Raw genomic sequence first — 18793 nt, 5'->3', positions numbered from 1 at the left:
CCGCCATGACCGCCGCCGCCCTGACTTCCACCACCGCCTCGCCCTGGCAGCCCCTGCGTCAGCGCACCTTCCGCTGGCTGTGGCTGGCCAGCATCGCCTCCAACATCGGTACCTGGATGCACGAGGTGGGCGCCGGCTGGCTGATGACCTCGCTGTCGGCCAGTCCTCTGGCGGTGGCCCTGGTCCAGGTGGCGGGGGCGTTGCCGATGTTCCTGCTGGCACTGCCAGCCGGCGCCCTGGCCGACATCGTCGACCGCCGGCGCTACCTGCTCGGCGTGCAGCTGTGGATGGCCGCGGTGGCCCTGGCTCTGGCCGGGCTGACCCTGGCCGGCTGGATGACCGTGCCGCTGCTGCTGGGCCTGACCCTGGCCATGGGCGTGGGCACGGCGCTGATGCTGCCGGCCTGGTCGGCGCTGACCCCCGAGCTGGTCGATAAAAGCGAGTTGCCCGCGGCCATCGCCCTGTCCAGCCTGGGCATGAACGTGGCCCGTGCCCTCGGCCCGGCACTCGCCGGGGTGCTGGTCAGCCTGGCCGGTCCCTGGCTGACCTTCGCCCTCAATGCCGTTTCCTTCCTTGCCGTGATCGTCGCGCTCCTGACCTGGCGACGCCAACCTGCAGCCGCCGTGCTGCCCGCGGAGCGCCTGCTGGGCGCCGTCCGGGTCGGCCTCCGCTATGCCCGCAGCTCGCTCCAGCTGCAGGTGGTGCTGGCCCGGACCGCCGCGTTTTTCCTCGGCGCCAGCGCCGGCATGGCCCTGTTGCCACTGCTGGTGCGCCAGGCCCTGCAGGGCACCGCCCTGGATTTCGGCATCCTGCTCGGGTGCGTCGGCCTGGGTGCCATCGGCGGCGCCATGCTCCTGCCGCGGCTGCGCGAACGGCTGTCCAGCGACCTCCTGGTGGCGGGTGCCAGTACGCTCTATGCCGGAGTGCTGCTCGGCCTGGCCTGGATTCGCGACTTCGCCTGGCTGCTGCCGGTCATGCTGGTCAGCGGCCTGGCCTGGATCGCCGTGCTCTCCAGCCTGCAGGTGGCGGCCCAGACCGCCGTGCCCGGCTGGGTGCGCGCCCGTGCCCTGGCCGTCTACATCCTGGTGTTCTTTGGTACCAGCGCCCTGGGCGGCTTGCTCTGGGGTGCCCTGGCCAGTCACTTCTCCCTGAGTCTGGCGCTGAGCGCGGCGGCCGGGGTGCTGCTGGCCGGCATCGGGCTGACCTGGCGCCTGCGTCTGCCGGTCACCCCGGCCGCCGATATCGCCCCTTCGCTGCACTGGCCGGCGCCGATCCTCGACGACTCCCTGGATCGCGAGCGCGGCCCGGTGATGGTCACCCTGGAGTACGACATCGCCCCCGAGCATGGTCCGGCCTTTCGCCAGGCCATGCAGGCGGTGGGCGCCATGCGCCGACGCAACGGCGCCTTCTCCTGGGCCCTGCTGCAGGACAGCGCCGAACCACGCCGCTGGCAGGAATTCTTCTGCGACGAATCCTGGCTGGAACACCTGCGCCACCACCACCGCGTCACCCAGGGCGAACAGCGCCTGGAAGCGGCGGCGCGCCAGTACCAGACACCCGGCGTACCCGTCGCCATTCGCCATCTCCTGGGCGGCGCCTGATGCCGCCCTTCACCCGCAACCCCCAAACCACTCCCTGAGGATTCACCATGAGCAAGCCCTACAACCGTCTCGACAAGAACGATGCCGTCGTCCTGCTGATCGACCACCAGGCCGGTCTGATCTCGCTGGTCCAGGATTTCACCCCCAGCGACTTCAAGAACAACGTCCTGGCCCTGGCCAACAGCGCCAAGTTCTTCGGCCTGCCCACCATCCTCACCACCAGCTTCGAGCAGGGCCCCAACGGCCCGCTGGTGCCCGAGCTGGTCGAGCTGTTCCCCGAGGCGCCGTACATCGCCCGCCCCGGCCAGATCAACGCCTGGGACAACGAAGACTTCGTCGCCGCCATCAAGGCCACCGGCCGCAAGCAGCTGATCATCGCCGGCGTGGTGACCGACGTCTGCGTGACCTTCCCGGCCCTGGCGGCCATCGCCGAAGGCTTCGACGTCTTCGTGGTGACAGATGCCTCCGGCACCTTCGACAAGACCGTGCAACAGGCCGCCTGGGCACGCATGAGCGCCGCTGGCGTGCAGCTGATGAACTGGTTCAGCGTGGCCTGCGAGCTGCACCGCGACTGGCGCAACGACATCGAGGGCCTGGGCGCTCTGCTGTCCAACCACATCCCCAACTACCGCAACCTGATGACCAGCTACGCCAAGCTGTCCGCCAAGTAAGGTAAACGACAGTCAGGCGCCCCTCCCGGCGCCTGACCTTCGCGGAGGGATGCCGTGAACCGCAACGACCTGCGCCGCATCGACCTGCACCTGCTGGTGGTGTTCGAAAGCCTGATGCACGAGCGCAACCTTACCCGCACCGCGGAAAAGCTCTTTCTCGGCCAGCCGGCCATCAGTGCCGCCCTGGTGCGCCTGCGGCAATTCTTCGACGACCCCCTGCTGGTGCGCAGTGGGCGGGCGATGGAGCCCACGCCGCGGGCCCTGGCCATTCTCGAACGGCTGCGCCCGGCGCTGGACGGCCTGTCCAATGCCTTGAGCGAGGTCGACGACTTCGACCCCGGCGCCAGTCGCGCCGTGTTTCGCCTGGGCATGTCCGACGACGTCGAGTGCGGCCTGCTGCCGCCGCTGCTGGCCCATCTGCGCGAGGTGGCGCCGCACTGCGTAATGGTGGTGCGCAACGCCAACTTCCTGCTGCTGCCCGGCCTGCTGGCCAGTGGCGAGGTGTCCCTGGGCATCAGCTACACCACCCAGCTGCCGGCCAATGCCAGGTGCCGCACCCTGAGGCACATCCGCGCCCTGGTGGTGCGCGCCGACCGCGATCCCGCGCCCCTGACCCTGGATGACTATTGCGCGCGGCCCCATGTGCTGGTGTCGATGTCCGGCGATCTCTGCGGCAACATCGACGACGACCTGGCGCGCCTCGGCCGCAGTCGCAAGGTGGCCCTGGGCGTACCCCACTTCAACGGTCTCGGCGCGCTCCTGGCCGGCAGCGAATTGCTCGCCACGGTGCCCGACTACGCCGCCCGGGCGCTGGCTGCGGGCGGCGGCCTGCGCATCGAGGAACCGCCGTTTCCCATCGTCCCGGCCAAGCTGTCGCTGGTCTGGCGCGCGGCCCAGGACCAGGACCCGGGCGAGCGCTGGCTGCGCGGCGAGATCATCAGATTCATGGGCGAACCGGCTGCGTGAGCCCAGCCGGCTGCTCGGCCACCGCTCCGGAAATCTGCATGCCACGGGTCTCCTTGCCGAAGGCCACGAAGAGGATGATCAGCACCGCCACGGTGCCTGCCACCAGCGCCATGGCCAGGCCATAGTTGCCGCCGTGGGCCGCTGCGATATGCGCCTGCAGGGTAGCGTTGACCGAGGCCAGCAGGTTGCCCATCTGGTAGACGAAGCCCGGCAGCACGGCGCGCACATTGCCCGGCACCAGTTCGTTGAGATAGGTGGGCACCACGCCCCAGGCGCCCTGCACCATGAATTGCATCAGGAAGGCGCCGATGCCTAGCGTCCAGGAGCCGCTGGAAAAGGCCCACAGGGGCAGGACCGGCAACGACAGCAGTGCGGCCAGCATGATCGCCTTCTTGCGGCCGATGCGTTCCGACAGCGAACCGAAGAGCACGCCGCCGAGCATCGCCGCGATGTTGTAGCCGATGGCGATCAGACTCACGGTATGGGCATCGAACTGGTGCTGCACCTTGAGGAAGGTGGGATAGAGGTCCTGGGTGCCGTGGCTGAAGAAATTGAAGCAGGCCATCAGCAGCACCATGTACAGGCAGATCTTCCAGTGCTGGCGCAGGATTGGCAGCAGGGCAGTACTCTCCTTGCGCTCGCGCGCGGCCAGCCACACCGGCGACTCCGGCACCTTGAAGTAGATGAAGGGCAGCAGCAGGACCGGCAGGGCGCCGATCAGGAACATGCCGCGCCAGCCCACCGTGGTGAAGAACAAGCCGAAGACGATGGAGGCGAGCAGGTAGCCGCAGGGATAGCCGGCCTGGAAGATCCCCGACATCAGCCCGCGCGCGCGATCGGGGATGGTTTCCATCGCCAGCGACGAAGCCACGCCCCAGACCCCGCCCATGGCCACGCCGTAGAGAAGACGGAAAGCCATGAACGCCATGAAGGTCGGCGACCAGGCGGACAGCAGCTCGAACACCGAGAACAGCACGATGTTGAGCATCAAAATCGGCCGGCGCCCATGCCGCTCGGCCAGGCGCCCGAAGATCAGGGCGCCTATCGGACGCACCGCCAGGGTCAGCATGATCGACAGGGAGACATCGGTCACCGAGTTGTGGAAATACGTCGCCAGGTTGCTGAGGACGAAGACCAGGATGAAGAAGTCGAATGCATCCATCGTCCAGCTGGCAAAGGTGGCGAAGGCCACGTTGCGCTGTGTAGAAGTCCAGGTAGACATGGCCAATCTCCTTGCTCGAAGGGCTGTCGACGCCCTGGCGGCTCGCGGGGTCAGTGGGGAGGCAGCCTTGGTTGTAGTGGTTGTATCGCTAGCCTCTCCCCGGAGCGCTTACGAGAAACTTAAGGTGAGCATCACAAAAGTCCGCGCCTGACCGGAGACGTCCGGGGGCACCATCAGCCACGTCGATAAGCGCTATCCGCCGGTACGATTTATGGACGAGGGCGTTGGCTTCTTACGATGGCTCCATATTGTTTGGAGCCACTCCCATGTCCCTCGCCGCCCTTCGCAATACCCTCCGCCTGCTGGCCTGCGCCGGCTCGCTCGCCCTGCTGGCCGGCTGTGCCAGCTCCCACACCGCCTACCTGCAGGATGGCCGCACCGCCTACCTGGTGCAGTGCAACGGGGTATTCGGCAGCTGGTCCGGCTGCGCGGGCGAAGCTGCCGAGCGTTGCGCCACCGGCAGCTATCAGGTGCTGGCCCGCAACCACCTTGACGGCGCCAGCGAGGCGGAAGCCGAGGCCAGCATTGCCGGCCAGTCCTATCCGGTACGCAATCTGCTGGTGCAGTGCCAGGGCGAGCAGTTGGCCTGGCGGGTGGGCACCTTCGTCCGCCGGCTGCCGGTTAGCGAGGGTTGAGGGCAGGTCGGCAGGCTGTCGAGCGTTTCACGGCCGCTGAACACCAGCTCGGTTCTCCTCTCCCTCTATGAGAGGGTTGGGGTGAAGGCGCTCCCCGCACAACGACGTCATTCCTGGAAAAGGCTACGCCGCTTTCCAGGCTACGGCTCCGATAGAGCTGAACGCCTGCTCGAACAGCCCCCTCTCCCTCCGGGAGAGGGTCGGGGGTGAGGGCACGCCCCGCACACTGAAGTCACTCCCGGAAAAGGCTGCGCCGTTTTCCAGGCTACGGCTCCGATAGAGCTGAATGCCTGTTCGAACAACCCCCTCTCCCTCCAGGAGAGGGTTGGGGTGAGGGCACGCCCCACACAGCGACGTTACCCCTGGAAAAGGCTCTGGCCATGGCTGCGATAGACCGCAGGTTGGGTTGAGACAGCTCCATCGTCGAAGCCCAACGGGGAGGTTCAGTCTTGAGCCATGTTGGGCTTCGCTGTGCTCAGCCCAACCTACGCAGGCTCCTAGGCGCGATCGCATCGGCTGGCCACCAGGATCGCGGACCAGGAAGCGCCTCGCGCCCCAGGGGGCCGTCACCGGACCATACTCCGGCACGTAGCCCGCGCATCACCTCAACGGCTGCACGGCCCGCTGGTAAGTGGAGCTAATCCACCAGGGCCTCTTCCAGGACCTTGAGGAATTCCCGCGTCGCCGGTGTCGGCAGCGGCGACCAGATGGCATGGACGTTGCGCTGCGGGGCATCGCTGACCGGCACCCGGGCCAGACCGGCAAAGGTGCTGGCGATACTCTGAGGCACCAGGCCGATGGCCAGACCGCGGCGGACGAAGCGTTCCAGCAGCTGCATATTGCCCGTCTCGAAACGCACCCGATGGGGCAGGCCCAGGGCGGCGAAGGCCTCGTCGGTCTGCCGCCGCGCCCCGCTGCCGGCGGGCAGGTCCACCAGCGGCAGATCCACCAGCTCGTGCAGCGACAGCCTTTCCCGCCCCGCCAGAGCGTGCGTGGCCGGCAGCACTGCCACCAGTTCCTCGCTGAGCAGCAGGCGGCTGGCCACCGCCTCCAGGGCCACCTGGCGCGACAGGCCGATCAGGGCGAAATCCAGTTGCCGCTCGCGCACCGCCGCCAGCAGCGTCTCGCTCTTGTCCTGGCGCAGGCGGATGTCCACCTGGGGATGGCGGGCATGGAAGGTGGCCAGCAACTCGACGATATCCAGACGGGGCACCGAGGAGATCAGGCCCAGTGTCAGGGTGCCGCGAATGGCGCCGACCGCGGCGGCCACGTCCTGCTGCAGCCTTTCCACCACGGCCAGCGCCTGCCGCGCCTGGACCAGCAGCGCTTCGCCGGCGGGGGTGAGGCGCACCTGCCGCGGCAGGCGTTCGAACAGGGTAGCGCCCAGTTCGGCTTCCAGGCGGGCGATCTGGTGACTGAGCGCCGACTGCACCACATGACAACGCTCGGCGGCGCGGGTGAAGTGGCGCTCCTCGGCTAGGGCGACGGCGAATTCCAGTTGCTTGAGGTTCATGGCGCTATCTTGAAATGAGATCGAAACCATCTTAACGATTCATTTAACCGATGGCTGCCGTTGTCCGATACTGACCAGCCTTTCCCATGCCGGACCTCGCGGATGTCGAACCCCACGCCTCCTCTCAGCCGCTGGCTGACCCTGCTCATGGCCGTCGCCACCGGTATCGCGGTGGCCAGCAACTACTACAACCAGCCGTTGCTGCACACCATCGCCCAGCGCTTCGACCTCAGCTACACCCAGGCCGGCAGCATCGTCACCACCGCCCAGCTCAGCTACGCCGCCGGGCTCCTGCTGCTGGTGCCCCTGGGCGATCTGCTGGAGCGCCGCCGGCTGATCGTCACCATGAGTGTGATCGCCGCCGCCGGCCTGGCCCTGAGCGCCACCGCCACCAGTCTGACCTGGCTGCTAGTGGGCACCGCCATGACCGGGCTCTTCTCGGTGGTGGCCCAGGTGCTGGTGCCCTTCGCCGCCACCCTGGCCGCGCCGGAGCAGCGGGGCAGGGCGGTAGGCACCGTGATGAGCGGCCTCATCCTCGGCATCCTGCTGGCCCGTACCGTGGCCGGGGCGCTCTCGTCCCTGGGCGACTGGCGCACCGTCTATGCCGTGGCGGCCGGTCTGATGCTGGCCACCGCCCTGGCCCTGCGCCTGGCGCTGCCGCGCTATCAGCAGTCGGCGGGCCTGAGCTACCCACGGCTGCTGGGCTCGGTGTTCGTGCTCTTGCGAGACGAACCCCTGCATCGTCTGCGCACCCTGCTGGGCTGTCTGGGCTTCGCCGTCTTCGCGGTGTTCTGGACGCCCCTGGCCTTTCTGCTCGCCGCCGAACCCTATGGCTTCAGCGACGGCACCATCGGCCTGTTCGGTCTCGCCGGCGCCGTGGGCGCCCTGGCCGCCAACCTGGCCGGGCGCATGGCCGACCAGGGCAAGGGTGGTCTCGCCACCAGCATCGGTCTGGCTTCCCTGACCCTGGCCTGGCTGCCCCTGGCCTTCGCCCAGCAGTCGCTAGCGGCGCTGCTGGTCGGCATCCTGGTGCTGGATCTCGCCGTGCAGCTCAGCCACGTCAGCAACCAGAACGTGGTCTATCGCCTGCGCCCGGAAGCCCGTAGTCGCCTCAACGCCGGCTACATGACCGGCTACTTCCTCGGCGGCTCCCTGGGTTCGCTGCTGTCGGCGCGGCTGTACGAGCACTTCGGCTGGACCGGCGTCAGCCTGGCCGGCTGCCTGCTGGCCGCCACGGCGCTGGCCGTCTGGTGCCTGTTCCTGCTGCGCCAGCGTCAGGCGCGGGCCTGAGCGCCATCATCAGCGTGGTCGATGATCGCTATCCCGCGGGACGATTTCTAGGCGCGGGGTGGGCTGGCGACAATGAGTCCACACCCACCCGACACAGGTACTCGCCATGAAAGCCCTCACCGCTCTGTTCGCCGCCACTCTGCTCACCACCGCCATCGCCCAATCCGCCCAGGCCGAGGAAAGCGCCCTGCGCCCCCTGGGTTCGCTGATCGAAAAGCACCAGCAGCAGGATCGCACCCTGGCCGAGAACGGCACCGATCGCAGCCTGCAGCCGTCGATCCAGCGCCAGCAGCAGCGTCTCGACCCGCGGCGTGCCCTGGCTGAAAACGGCGCCGAGCGCAGTCTGCAGCCGGCGATCCAGCGTCAGCAGCAGCGTCTGGATGGCCAGCGCCTGGCTGCCGACGGCGCCGAGCGAACCCTCCAGCAGTGGCCCCAGCGTCAACCGACCCGCGGCGCCGTGGCGTGAGTCGGCCCGACCGTCAGGCGGTCGCGCAGATAGTCCGAGAACAGCTGGACGATGCGCGCCGACTGACGATGCTGGGGATAGACCGCATAGACCGCCGCGCTGGGCAGGGCGAAGTCTTCCAGCACCTGCACCAGCGCCCCTGAGGCCAGCGCCGCGCCGATGATGAAGGTCGGCAGCACCGCGATGCCCTGACCGGCGATGGCCGCATCCCGCACCACCTCACCGTTGTTGGCCCTGAGCTGACCCTGCATGGGCAGCACCAGCGGCTTGCCTCCACGCTGAAAGCGCCATTCCACCTGGCGACCATGGCCATAGAGCAGACAGCTGTGCTCGGCCAGATCCTCCGGCTGCAGCAGCGGCGGCGCCTTCTGCAGATAATCCGGACTGGCACAGGTCACCAGCTGCATCTCGGTCAGTCGCTTGGCGATCAGGCTGGAATCGGCCAGGGTGCCGATGCGGATCGACATGTCGTAGCCCTCGGCGAGCAGATCCACCGCCCGGTCATTGAGATCCAGCTCCAGGCGGATCTGCGGATAGGCCGAGAGAAAATCCGGCAGCAGGGGACTCAGGTGCAGGGTGCCAAAGGTCATGGGCGCACTGACTCTCAGCACCCCCTGGGGCACCGTCCGCCGGCTGGAGAGCAACTCCTCGGTGTCGTTGACGTCTTCGAGGATCTTCACCGCTCGCTCGTAGAGCAGCATCCCCAACTCGGTCGCCTGCAGGCGCCGCGTGGTGCGATTGATCAACCGCACGCCAAGACTTTCCTCCAGCAACAGGGTCCGCCGGCTGACGTATTGCTTGGACAGCCCCAGCTTGTCGGCGGCGGCGGTGAAGCTGCCCTCGTTCAGGGTGGTGACGAACAGGCGCAGGTCTTCGAAATTCATGGCGGTATCCAGGCAGCGGGAGACGTTCGACGGCGGTCGGATCGCCGTCATTGTGCCAAATCGCCAGGCGTCCGGTGTCAGCCAGGCCGTTGGCGAACGGGCAAAAGAAAACCCCCTCGCCACCTTGCGGTGAGGAGGGGGTTCTGGCGTTCGCCGTCGCTTAGACGTTGAAGCGGAAGTGCATGACGTCACCGTCCTTGACGATGTACTCCTTGCCTTCCAGGCGCCACTTGCCGGCTTCCTTGGCGCCGTTCTCGCCCTTGAAGGCGATGAAATCGGCATAGGCCACCACTTCGGCGCGGATGAAGCCCTTCTCGAAATCGGTGTGGATGGCGGCGGCCGACTGGGGCGCGGTGGCGCCGACGCGGACGGTCCAGGCACGGACTTCCTTCACCCCGGCGGTGAAGTAGGTCTGCAGGTTGAGCAGTTCGTAGCCGGCGCGGATCACCCGGTTCAGGCCCGGCTCTTCCATGCCCATGGACTCGAGGAACATCTGCTTTTCCTCGTCGTCGTCCAGTTCGGCGATTTCCGCCTCGATCTTGTTGCATACCGGCACCACCACGGCGCCTTCTTCTTCGGCGATGGCCCGGACCACATCCAGGTGCGGGTTGTTCTCGAAGCCGTCTTCGGCGACGTTGGCGATGTACATCACCGGCTTGCTGGTCAGCAGGTGGAAGCTGCGCACCAGGCGCTTCTGCTCCTCGTCCAGGCCCTTCAGCAGGCTGCGGGCAGGCTTGCCGGCCTCGAAGTGGGGGATCAGCTGTTCCAGCAGGGCCTTCTGCGCCAGGGCTTCCTTGTCACCGCCCTTGGCGTTGCGGGTCACGCGTTGCAGCTGCTTCTCGCAGCTGTCGAGGTCGGCGAAGATCAGCTCCAGGTCGATCACCTCGATGTCCCGCTTGGGATCCACCGAGTTCGACACGTGGATGACGTTCTCGTCTTCGAAGCAGCGCACCACGTGGGCGATGGCGTCGGTCTCGCGGATGTTGGCGAGAAACTTGTTGCCCAGACCTTCACCCTTGGAGGCGCCGGCCACTAGCCCGGCGATGTCGACGAACTCCATGGTGGTGGGGATCACCCGCTCGGGTTTGACGATCTCCGCCAGGGCGTTCAGCCGCGCATCGGGCATGGGAACGATGCCGCTGTTGGGCTCGATGGTGCAGAAGGGAAAGTTTTCTGCCGCGATACCAGATTGGGTCAGGGCATTGAACAGGGTGGACTTGCCGACGTTGGGCAGGCCGACGATGCCGCAATTGAATCCCATGGTGTGTGTCCTCGCGGAAGAAAAGGAAGAGGGTAGGGTAGGTCAGGCCTTGCGGCTGTGCAGGCGTTGCATGGCGCGGGTCAGGTCGCCGGTCAGCAGCTCCGGAACCACCTCCAGGGCGGCATCGATGCTGGTGTCGAGCAGGTCCTGCTCGCTGCGCGGTGCGCGGCCCAGCACGAAGTTGGAGACCAGGCTGGCATGCCCCGGATGGCCGATGCCCAGGCGCAGACGCTGGAAGCCGTTCTGATTGCCGAGCTGGGCGATGATGTCGCGCAGTCCGTTATGCCCCCCATGGCCGCCGCCGGTCTTGAGGCGTGCGGTGCCGGGTGGCAGGTCGAGTTCGTCGTGGGCCACCAGGATGGCTGCCGGCGGGATGCGGAAAAAGCCGGCGAGCGCCGCCACGGCCTGGCCGCTGCGGTTCATGTAGGTGGTGGGGATGAGTAGACGAACATCGTTGCCCGCGTGGCGGAAGCGCCCCACCAGGCCATGATACTTGCGGTCGACAGCCAGGCTCGCGCCCTGGGCGGCTGCCAGTCGCTCAACGAAAAGGGCCCCTGCATTGTGCCGAGTCTGGTCGTATTCGGGGCCCGGATTACCCAGGCCGACGATCAGTTGGACGGCAGTCATGTCAGGAGCCCTTCTCTTTCAGGCGTGCGAGAACTTACTCGGCAGCGCCTTCTTCGGCAGCGCCGTCAGCAGCTTCTTCACGGATGCGCGGCATGTGGATGCTGGCAACCGGCAGATCGCTGCCGTGGGCCAGGGACACCAGCTCGACGCCAGCCGGGACGTTCAGGTCGCTCAGGTGAACGATCTGGTCCAGGGCGACCTTGGCCATGTCGACTTCGATGAATTCCGGCAGGTCTTTCGGCAGGCAGGAAACTTCGACTTCGTTGATGGTGTGCAGGATCTCGCCACCCTGTTGCTTCACGCCCACGGAGGTTTCCTGGTTCATGAAGTGCAGGGGCACGTGAGCGGTCAGCTTCTGACCGGCGATGACGCGCAGGAAGTCGGCGTGCATGACGTAGCCCTTGGAGGGGTGACGCTGCAGGGCCTTGACCAGCACGCTTTCGTTGCTGCCATCAACCTTCAGGGTGATGACGCTGGCGAAGGCGGCTTCGCTTTCCAGCATCTTGGCCAGGTCTTTGCCGACCAGGGTGATGGACGTCGGAGCCTTGTCGCCACCGTAGATCACGGCGGGAACGTTACCGGCATTACGACGCAGGCGGCGGCTCGCACCTTTCCCCAGGTCGGAACGCACTTCGGCATTCAGAGTGAAATCAGACATTGTGAATCTCCAGGATAAGGAATCGGCAGACCGGGACTTGCGACCAGTTCCACGGCCCTACCGACTAAAAAGCCCCGGTAGACCGTCACGGCCTTCCGGGGCGCTTCCAGAGCGGCTGTTCCTTAACGGAACATCGCGCTGATGGATTCTTCGTTACTGATCCGGCGTACCGCCTCGGCCACCACCGGCGCGATGTCCAGTTGGCGAATACGGCTGCAGGCCTGAGCCGCGGCGGACAGCGGAATGGTGTTGGTCACCACCAGCTCGTCCAGCACGGAGTTGTCGATGTTCTCGATGGCCCGACCCGACAGCACCGGGTGGGTGCAGTAGGCCAGGACCTTGGCGGCGCCGTGTTCCTTGAGGGCCTTGGCCGCGTGGCACAGGGTGCCGGCGGTATCGACCATGTCGTCGACCAGCACGCAGGTGCGGTCCTGGATGTCACCGATGATGTGCATCACTTCCGACTGGTTGGCCTTGGGACGACGCTTGTCGATGATCGCCAGGTCCACACCCAGACTCTTGGCCACGGCACGCGCACGCACCACGCCGCCAATGTCCGGGGAGACGATCATCAGATTTTCGAAACGCTGGTCTTCGATGTCATCCACCAGGGCGGGGGAGCCGTAGATGTTGTCCACGGGAATATCGAAGAAGCCCTGGATCTGGTCGGCGTGCAGATCGACGGTGAGCACGCGATTGATGCCCACCACGGTCAGCATGTCGGCCACAACCTTGGCGGTGATGGCAACGCGTGCGGAGCGCGGACGGCGATCCTGGCGGGCATAACCGAAATAGGGGATGACTGCGGTGATACGAGTGGCCGAGGAGCGGCGGAAGGCATCGGCCATCACCACCAGTTCCATCAGGTTGTCGTTGGTCGGCTCGCAGGTGGGCTGGATGATGAAGACATCCTTGCCCCGCACATTCTCGTTGATTTCGACGCTGATCTCGCCATCGGAGAATTTTCCGACGGAGACGTCACCGAGAGGGATATGCAGCTGGCGCACGATGCGCCGTGCCAGATCGGGGTTGGCGTTCCCCGTGAAGACCATCATCTTGGACACGCTGCAGTTCCTGCGGCTTGAGGTGGGTCTTGGAAGGAAAATGGCAGGGGCGGCTGGATTCGAACCAACGCATGGCAGGATCAAAACCTGCTGCCTTACCGCTTGGCGACGCCCCTGTGTCTTGCAGAGTACTAGCTGTACTCATTCTCTGGTCAGGCTTGCCAGCGCCCGGTGCAACATGGAAGTGTTGCTACCTTTGGCTACGAAGCCTGGAAGTGATGCTGGTAGCTGGCTAGCTACTGTATCAGCTTCGGTCTTATTTGGAAAGCTTCCAAATATGCAACCTCCAGTGCCGGTTAATCTAGCTGAAACAAATTTGTTTAGCAAGATCAAAGCGTTACAAATTTCCGGGTAACGCCTTTCGACCGTACTCTGGCAGTCGTTTCGACCTGACCACTTGAGAACGGCGCAAACTTTAATGGCGGGAGTGTCCCGTGTCAACAGCGGATCTGAAAAAATTTCTGCTGTACTTACAGAGACTTGCGGCACGGCCACGAGATACCAGGGTTCCGGGGGGGCGACCGGGGTGAGCTTTTCCCCCACGCCCTCGGCGAAGGCGGCCTGGCCGCGGACGAATACCGGCACATCGGCGCCCAGGCGCAGCCCCAGCACCGCCAGGTCGTCGAGGCTGGCGCCCAGGCCCCAGAGATGATTCAGGCCAAGCAGGGTGGTGGCAGCATCCGAACTGCCGCCACCAATACCGCCGCCCATGGGCAGGCGTTTGGTCAGCCAGAGGTCGGCGCCTTTGGTCGTGGCGCTTTCCTGCTGCAGCAGCCGGGCGGCGCGCAGGATGAGATTCTGCGCGGGGGCGACGCCCGGCAGACCGTCGTGCAGTTGCAATTCGCCGTCATCCCGTCCGGCAAAGCCCAGGTCGTCGCCCCAGTCGAGAAACTGGAACAGCGTCTGCAGCTCGTGATAACCGTCCGCGCGGCGGCCGAGGATGTGCAGGAACAGATTGAGCTTGGCCGGTGCCGGCAGGGTGAAGGCAGGCGCTGCGGTCATTTGCCCAGCTCGCGCGGCTGCCAGGTCTTCACCACCAGGATGACTTCCAGGTCCTTGCCGGTGAGCTTGAGGCGCTCGGGCAGGGTGTAGCCGTTCTGCTCGGTGTAGCGGGTGTATTCGACGGTCCAGCCGTCCTGTACCAGACGCGCCAGGTGGCTGTCGGCGTCCAGGGTCAGCTGGCTGCGACTGTCCGGCGCCGGCAGGCCGCGCACCCACCAGAGCAGGTGCGAGACCGGCAGGCGCCAGCCGAGTTGCTGTTCCAGCAGGGCTTCGGGGGAATCGGCCTGATAGCTGCCCTGGCCGGAGACATCGAGGGTGACGGCGCCCGGACGGCCGGTGAGTCGGGTGGCGCCGCGGCCCAGGGGGCCGGCCAGGCGGATGTCGTAATAGTCCTGGCGCTGCAGCCAGAACAGGGTGCCACTGCCGGAATCGCGCGGGGCGCGGATGCCGACCTTGCCGTCGATCTGCCAGCCGTCGAGGGCGGCGATACGTTTTTTATGAGCCTGCCACTGGGCGGCATTGCCCTGGCCTTCCACGGCCTCCTGGCGAGAGGTGCTGGCGCAACCGGCCAGCAGGGCGAGCAGCAACAGGGTGACGAAGGTACGCACGCGGATCATCGGAGGGTTTCGCTTCCAGTCAGGCGTTTGAGGGTACTGCGCAGGATGGCGTCATCGGCGTCGGCGTCGAGGCCCACGCGCCAAACCTTGCGCGCTTCGCTGCGCTTGCCCTGGGCCCAGAGCACCTCGCCCAGGTGGGCCGCCACTTCGGCGTCGGGGAAGCGTTCGTAGGCCTGGCGCAGATAGCGTTCGGCGTCGGCCAGCTGGCCCTGGCGATAGCGGATCCAGCCCATGCTGTCGAGGATGGCCGGGTCGTCCGGGCTCAACTGGTGCGCCTTGTCGATCAGCTGGCGTGCCTCGGCCAGCCGTGGGGTGCGATCGGCCAGGGTGTAGCCGAGGGCGTTGAGCGCCATGGCGTTGTCGGGGTCGTGGGCGATGATGTAGCGCAGATCGCCTTCCAGCTGACCGAGGTCGCCGCGCTTTTCCGCCAGCATGGAGCGGACATAGAGCAGGTTGAGGTCATTGGGATACTGCTGCAGGGCCTGCTGCACGGTCTGGTCGGCGAGGGCGGTCTGGTCGGCACTGGCCAGGCCTTCGACTTCCAGCAGATAGAGCGGCACGGCGTATTCGCTCTGGCGCTTGCGCGCCTCGGCCAGGCGTTGACGGGCTTCGGCGATGCGCCCGCTGCCCAGCAGGATTTCCGCCTGGCGCTGCTGGGCGGCCAGGTAGTCGGTGCCCGGCCCGACCTGGGTGTATTCGGCCAGCGCCTGCTCGGGCTGGTCGAGTTCTTCGTAGCTGCGACCCAGGTTGAGGTGCGCGGCATCCACGTGGCTGCCGCGGTCGATCAGTTCCTTGAGATAGATCTGGGCTTCGCGCCAGGCCTGGGCCTCCAGGCAGACCAGCGCCAGCGAGAATCTCAGGTCATCGTCATCCGGGAACTGGGTGACCAGCTCGGCGAATTCGCGCTTGGCCTGGTCCAGGCGATCCAGCTCCACCAGCAGCCGGGCATGGGCCAGGCGCAGGCGGCGGTCTTCCGGGTGCTGGCGGATGCCGGCTTCGAGCAGCGGCAGGGCCTCGGCGCTGCGGTCCTGGCTCTGCAGCAGGCGGGCGCGCAGGAGCAGCGGCGCGACTTCGCGCCTGGCCGCCGGATTGCGCTCCAGCAGCTTGAGGGCCTCGTCGGCACGGCCGTCCTGCTGCAGCAGCAGCGCCTTGCCGAACAGCAGCTGGCCGTTGTGCGGATACTTGGCCAGCAGCCGGTCGAAGCTCTTGAGCAGGCCGGCGCGGGTGGTCTCGTCGGTTTCCGCCGCCGAGAGGGCGAGGAAATCGAAGTGGGTGTCGCCCTGGCCCTGGAGCACGCGCTCCATGTAGACCATGGATTCGTCATAGCGACCGGCGCGGGCCAGCATGATGGCGGCGGCGCGCTGGGCATCCAGGTTGTCGGGGGCGTTGCGCGCCCAGATCTGCGCGGTTTCCAGCGCCGGGGTATCGGCGCCCAGGTACTCGGCGATGCGGAAGGCGCGCTCGGCGACTCCCGGGTCCTGGGTCGACTTGGCCTGCTCGACATAGTTGGTCAGGGCGATATCGAATCGGTTGCGCTGCCCGGCCAGCTCGCCGACCAGCAGGTCATAGAGGGTGTCTTCGCGAAAGGAACCGGCCGGTTGCGGCGTGCTGGTCTTGGCGGTGGGCGGCGGGATGGCGGCGGCGGGCGTCGGCTGACGGCCGAGGTTCTGGCAGCCGGCGAGCAGCAGGGCGGTCGTCAGCAGCGCAAGGTATCTGGTCATAGGGTCAAGGCGGCCTTTTTACAGTCGGTCCATCATGCCACAAGAGTCGCCGTGGCCGCGTCGCGCATGCGCAGCGGCCGGCCGAGAAGTGCGGTGGTCGAGGCTGTTGACGCCTTTTGCCCGGCAAGATTCATTCGCCCAGGCTATGACGGCGATTGTCCGACGTCTCGTCGCTGCTGGTTGTCGCCACCGCCCGCGCGTAGGACAATGTTCGGCTTTCCCCAATCCGTTCGACTGCTTGCGTCCATGGCCTTTCTCGCGCTCGGCATCAATCACAAGACCGCCTCGGTTGAGGTGCGCGAACGTGTGGCCTTCACTCCGGAGCAGACGGTCGAGGCCCTGCGCCAGCTGGAGCAGGCCACCCACAGTCGCGAAGCGGCGATTCTGTCCACCTGCAATCGCAGCGAACTCTACCTGGAGCTGGAGCCCAGCCTGGCGGAAGCCGTGCTGGCCTGGCTCGCCCAGTATCACCGGGTGCCCCTGGAAGACCTGCGCGCCAGCATCTATCTGCACCAGGACGAGGCTGCGGTCCGCCACATGATGCGGGTGGCCGCGGGGCTGGATTCCATGGTGCTGGGCGAGCCGCAGATCCTCGGCCAGCTCAAGTCGGCCTATGCCGTGGCGCGTGAGGCCGGCACCGTCGGTCCGCTGCTGGGCCGGCTGTTCCAGGCCACCTTCAATACCGCCAAGGCGGTGCGTACCGACACGGCGATCGGCGAGAATCCGGTGTCGGTGGCCTTCGCCGCGGTCAGCCTGGCCAAGCAGATCTTCAGCGACCTCAGTCGCAGCCAGGCGCTGCTGATCGGCGCCGGCGAGACCATCACCCTGGTCGCCCGCCATCTGCACGAGCAGGGCGTGCGGCGCATCGTCGTCGCCAACCGCACCCTGGAGCGCGCCAGCCACCTGGCGGAAGAATTCGGCGCCCATACCGTGCTGCTGGCCGACATTCCCGACGAACTGGTCAACAGCGACATCGTCATCAGTTCCACCGCCAGCCAGTTGCCCATCCTCGGCAAGGGCGCGGTGGAACGCGCACTCAAGCAGCGTCGCCACAAGCCCATCTTCATGGTCGACATCGCCGTGCCGCGCGACATCGAGCCGGAGGTGAGCGAGCTGGAAGACGTCTACCTCTATACGGTGGACGACCTACACGAGGTGGTGGCGGAAAATCTCAAGAGTCGCCAGGGCGCCGCCCAGGCGGCCGAAAAGCTGGTGCTTGCCGGGGTCGAGGACTTCATGCAGCGGCTGCGCGAGCGCGCCGCGGTGGACGTGGTCCGCGCCTATCGCCAGCAGGGCGAGCAGATCCGCGACGATGAACTGGCGCGCGCCCAGCGCCAGCTGGCCAATGGCGTCGACCCCCAGGAGGCCCTGGCGGCCCTGGCACGCAGCCTCACCAACAAGCTGATGCACGCCCCGAGCGTGCAGCTCAAGAAACTATCCGCCGAGGGGCGCGTCGATGCGCTGACCCTGGCTCAGGAACTCTTCGCCCTCGACGAGGGTTTGGACAAGACATGAAGACCTCTCTGTTGCACAAGCTCGACGGTCTGCAGGACCGCTTCGAGGAGCTGACCGCGCTGTTGGGCGACGCCGAAGTCATCAGCGACCAGACCCAGTTCCGCGCCTATTCCAAGGAATACGCCGAACTCGAGCCGGTCAACCAGGCGTTCACCGAATACCGCAAGGTGCAGGCCGACCTGGAGGGCGCCCAGGCGCTGCTCAAGGACAACGATCCGGATCTGCGCGAGATGGCCGAGGAAGAGGTCGGCACCGCCAAGGCGCGGCTGCAGGAGCTGGAAGACGAACTGCAGCGCATGATGCTGCCGCGGGATCCCAACGACGGCCGCAACGTCTTCCTGGAAATCCGCGCCGGTACCGGCGGCGACGAGGCGGCGATCTTCGCCGGCGATCTGTTCCGCATGTACTCGCGCTATGCCGAGCGCCAGGGCTGGCGCCTTGAGGTGCTCTCGGAGAACGAGGGCGAGCACGGTGGCTTCAAGGAGGTGATCGCCCGGGTCGAAGGCGACAGCGTCTACGCCAAGCTCAAGTTCGAGTCCGGTGCGCACCGGGTGCAGCGGGTCCCGGAGACCGAATCCCAGGGCCGCATCCACACCTCGGCCTGCACCGTGGCGGTGCTGCCGGAGCCGGACGAACAGCAGGCCATCGAGATCAATCCGGCCGATCTGCGCGTCGACACCTATCGCTCCTCCGGCGCGGGCGGTCAGCACGTCAACAAGACCGACTCCGCGGTGCGCATCACCCACCTGCCCACCGGCATCGTGGTGGAGTGCCAGGAAGAGCGCTCTCAGCACAAGAACCGCGCCAAGGCCATGGCCTGGCTGTCGGCCAAGCTCAATGACCAGCAGGACGCGGCGGCGCACAAGGAAATGTCCGATACCCGCCGGCTGCTGGTGGGGTCGGGCGACCGCTCCGAGCGCATCCGCACCTACAACTTTCCCCAGGGCCGGGTGACCGATCACCGCATCAACCTGACCCTCTATTCGCTGGGCGAGGTGGTCAACGGTGACGTCCAGCAGATCATCGATCCGCTGCTGCAGGAATACCAGGCCGACCAGCTGGCGGCGCTGGGAGACTGAG

At 66.6% G+C, this 18793-nt stretch carries 18 protein-coding genes and 1 tRNA gene; 8 read left to right on the top strand and 11 right to left on the bottom strand.

What is annotated here, in order from left to right:
• Positions 1-5: 5 nt before the first annotated feature.
• From AABM56_RS20230 to AABM56_RS20220, 3 genes are read left to right on the top strand one after another with little or no spacing between them, the layout of a single operon-like run.
• Positions 6-1601 (top strand): MFS transporter, encoded by a 1596-nt coding sequence (locus AABM56_RS20230; protein WP_263259267.1) that lies wholly within the window; start codon positions 6-8, stop codon positions 1599-1601.
• A gap of 47 nt (positions 1602-1648) precedes the next feature.
• The gene (gene ycaC, locus AABM56_RS20225) at positions 1649-2272 is read left to right on the top strand and encodes an isochorismate family cysteine hydrolase YcaC (RefSeq protein ID WP_017641105.1); all 624 of its coding nucleotides are present in this window, start codon (positions 1649-1651) and stop codon (positions 2270-2272) included.
• Between the two features lie 54 nt (positions 2273-2326).
• Complete coding sequence (locus AABM56_RS20220; protein WP_133861562.1) at positions 2327-3238, top strand: LysR substrate-binding domain-containing protein; 912 nt, start codon at positions 2327-2329, stop codon at positions 3236-3238.
• Here AABM56_RS20220 and AABM56_RS20215 read toward each other — a convergent pair.
• The gene (locus tag AABM56_RS20215; protein ID WP_263259268.1) at positions 3216-4460 is read right to left on the bottom strand and encodes an MFS transporter; all 1245 of its coding nucleotides are present in this window, start codon (positions 4458-4460) and stop codon (positions 3216-3218) included. The two genes, AABM56_RS20220 and AABM56_RS20215, sit on opposite strands and share 23 nt — an antisense overlap.
• 266 nt (positions 4461-4726) lie before the next feature.
• Here AABM56_RS20215 and AABM56_RS20210 point away from each other — a divergent pair, with 266 nt between their 5' ends.
• A complete protein-coding gene (locus AABM56_RS20210) occupies positions 4727-5095 on the top strand; it encodes a hypothetical protein (RefSeq protein WP_133861560.1) in 369 nt (122 codons plus the stop codon).
• Between the two features lie 637 nt (positions 5096-5732).
• Here the strand turns inward: AABM56_RS20210 and AABM56_RS20205 are convergent.
• Positions 5733-6608 (bottom strand): LysR family transcriptional regulator, encoded by an 876-nt coding sequence (locus AABM56_RS20205; protein ID WP_133861559.1) that lies wholly within the window; start codon positions 6606-6608, stop codon positions 5733-5735.
• A 102-nt stretch (positions 6609-6710) separates the two neighbouring features.
• On the opposite strand from AABM56_RS20205, the gene AABM56_RS20200 reads away from it, so the two are divergent.
• Complete coding sequence (locus AABM56_RS20200; RefSeq protein WP_017641101.1) at positions 6711-7898, top strand: MFS transporter; 1188 nt, start codon at positions 6711-6713, stop codon at positions 7896-7898.
• 106 nt (positions 7899-8004) lie between these two features.
• Complete coding sequence (locus AABM56_RS20195) at positions 8005-8364, top strand: hypothetical protein (protein ID WP_017641100.1); 360 nt, start codon at positions 8005-8007, stop codon at positions 8362-8364.
• Here the strand turns inward: AABM56_RS20195 and AABM56_RS20190 are convergent.
• The 9 genes from AABM56_RS20190 to AABM56_RS20150 all read right to left on the bottom strand — a co-directional run bounded on the left by AABM56_RS20190 (position 8337) and on the right by AABM56_RS20150 (position 16198).
• On the bottom strand, positions 8337-9248 hold the full coding sequence (locus AABM56_RS20190; protein ID WP_133861557.1) for a LysR family transcriptional regulator: 912 nt from the start codon (positions 9246-9248) through the stop codon (positions 8337-8339). The genes AABM56_RS20195 and AABM56_RS20190 overlap by 28 nt on opposite strands.
• Before the next feature lie 160 nt (positions 9249-9408).
• On the bottom strand, positions 9409-10509 hold the full coding sequence (gene ychF / locus AABM56_RS20185; protein ID WP_133861556.1) for a redox-regulated ATPase YchF: 1101 nt from the start codon (positions 10507-10509) through the stop codon (positions 9409-9411).
• A 42-nt stretch (positions 10510-10551) separates the two neighbouring features.
• Positions 10552-11136 (bottom strand): aminoacyl-tRNA hydrolase, encoded by a 585-nt coding sequence (pth, locus tag AABM56_RS20180; RefSeq protein ID WP_133861555.1) that lies wholly within the window; start codon positions 11134-11136, stop codon positions 10552-10554.
• A 34-nt stretch (positions 11137-11170) separates the two neighbouring features.
• A complete protein-coding gene (locus AABM56_RS20175; RefSeq protein WP_133861554.1) occupies positions 11171-11794 on the bottom strand; it encodes a 50S ribosomal protein L25/general stress protein Ctc in 624 nt (207 codons plus the stop codon).
• A 122-nt stretch (positions 11795-11916) separates the two neighbouring features.
• A complete protein-coding gene (locus AABM56_RS20170) occupies positions 11917-12858 on the bottom strand; it encodes a ribose-phosphate pyrophosphokinase (RefSeq protein ID WP_007161553.1) in 942 nt (313 codons plus the stop codon).
• Between the two features lie 41 nt (positions 12859-12899).
• A tRNA-Gln gene (locus tag AABM56_RS20165) sits at positions 12900-12974 on the bottom strand.
• 25 nt (positions 12975-12999) lie between these two features.
• Complete coding sequence (ispE, locus tag AABM56_RS20160) at positions 13000-13860, bottom strand: 4-(cytidine 5'-diphospho)-2-C-methyl-D-erythritol kinase (RefSeq protein ID WP_347883662.1); 861 nt, start codon at positions 13858-13860, stop codon at positions 13000-13002.
• Positions 13857-14474: a lipoprotein insertase outer membrane protein LolB gene (gene lolB, locus AABM56_RS20155; protein WP_166655919.1), complete on the bottom strand. Its 618-nt coding sequence runs from the start codon at positions 14472-14474 to the stop codon at positions 13857-13859. The genes ispE and lolB overlap by 4 nt, the downstream gene beginning before the upstream one ends.
• The gene (locus AABM56_RS20150; RefSeq protein WP_133861551.1) at positions 14474-16198 is read right to left on the bottom strand and encodes a tetratricopeptide repeat protein; all 1725 of its coding nucleotides are present in this window, start codon (positions 16196-16198) and stop codon (positions 14474-14476) included. Before AABM56_RS20150 ends, lolB begins: the two co-directional genes overlap by 1 nt.
• A gap of 246 nt (positions 16199-16444) precedes the next feature.
• Here AABM56_RS20150 and hemA point away from each other — a divergent pair, with 246 nt between their 5' ends.
• Positions 16445-17713: a glutamyl-tRNA reductase gene (gene hemA, locus AABM56_RS20145; protein ID WP_133861550.1), complete on the top strand. Its 1269-nt coding sequence runs from the start codon at positions 16445-16447 to the stop codon at positions 17711-17713.
• Positions 17710-18792, top strand: a complete 1083-nt coding sequence (gene prfA, locus AABM56_RS20140) for a peptide chain release factor 1 (RefSeq protein ID WP_133861549.1) — start codon at positions 17710-17712, stop codon at positions 18790-18792. The genes hemA and prfA overlap by 4 nt, the downstream gene beginning before the upstream one ends.
• Position 18793: the final 1 nt, after the last annotated feature.

This window comes from Pseudomonas aestiva (genome assembly GCF_039908605.1).
Lineage (GTDB): Bacteria > Pseudomonadota > Gammaproteobacteria > Pseudomonadales > Pseudomonadaceae > Chryseomonas > Chryseomonas aestiva.
Note: the sequence above shows the minus strand (reverse complement) of the source record. Positions and strands in the feature narration are given on the sequence as shown.

Excerpts from the sequence above, each read along its gene's own strand:
- AABM56_RS20230 (WP_263259267.1), top strand. The coding sequence starts at position 6 with ATGACCGCCGCCGCCCTGACTTCCACCACCGCCTCGCCCTGGCAGCCC.
- ycaC (WP_017641105.1), top strand. The coding sequence starts at position 1,649 with ATGAGCAAGCCCTACAACCGTCTCGACAAGAACGATGCCGTCGTCCTG.
- AABM56_RS20215 (WP_263259268.1), bottom strand. The coding sequence starts at position 4,460 with ATGTCTACCTGGACTTCTACACAGCGCAACGTGGCCTTCGCCACCTTT.
- AABM56_RS20210 (WP_133861560.1), top strand. The coding sequence starts at position 4,727 with ATGTCCCTCGCCGCCCTTCGCAATACCCTCCGCCTGCTGGCCTGCGCC.
- AABM56_RS20205 (WP_133861559.1), bottom strand. The coding sequence starts at position 6,608 with ATGAACCTCAAGCAACTGGAATTCGCCGTCGCCCTAGCCGAGGAGCGC.
- AABM56_RS20200 (WP_017641101.1), top strand. The coding sequence starts at position 6,711 with ATGTCGAACCCCACGCCTCCTCTCAGCCGCTGGCTGACCCTGCTCATG.
- AABM56_RS20195 (WP_017641100.1), top strand. The coding sequence starts at position 8,005 with ATGAAAGCCCTCACCGCTCTGTTCGCCGCCACTCTGCTCACCACCGCC.
- AABM56_RS20190 (WP_133861557.1), bottom strand. The coding sequence starts at position 9,248 with ATGAATTTCGAAGACCTGCGCCTGTTCGTCACCACCCTGAACGAGGGC.
- ychF (WP_133861556.1), bottom strand. The coding sequence starts at position 10,509 with ATGGGATTCAATTGCGGCATCGTCGGCCTGCCCAACGTCGGCAAGTCC.
- pth (WP_133861555.1), bottom strand. The coding sequence starts at position 11,136 with ATGACTGCCGTCCAACTGATCGTCGGCCTGGGTAATCCGGGCCCCGAA.
- AABM56_RS20175 (WP_133861554.1), bottom strand. The coding sequence starts at position 11,794 with ATGTCTGATTTCACTCTGAATGCCGAAGTGCGTTCCGACCTGGGGAAA.
- ispE (WP_347883662.1), bottom strand. The coding sequence starts at position 13,860 with ATGACCGCAGCGCCTGCCTTCACCCTGCCGGCACCGGCCAAGCTCAAT.
- AABM56_RS20150 (WP_133861551.1), bottom strand. The coding sequence starts at position 16,198 with ATGACCAGATACCTTGCGCTGCTGACGACCGCCCTGCTGCTCGCCGGC.
- hemA (WP_133861550.1), top strand. The coding sequence starts at position 16,445 with ATGGCCTTTCTCGCGCTCGGCATCAATCACAAGACCGCCTCGGTTGAG.
- prfA (WP_133861549.1), top strand. The coding sequence starts at position 17,710 with ATGAAGACCTCTCTGTTGCACAAGCTCGACGGTCTGCAGGACCGCTTC.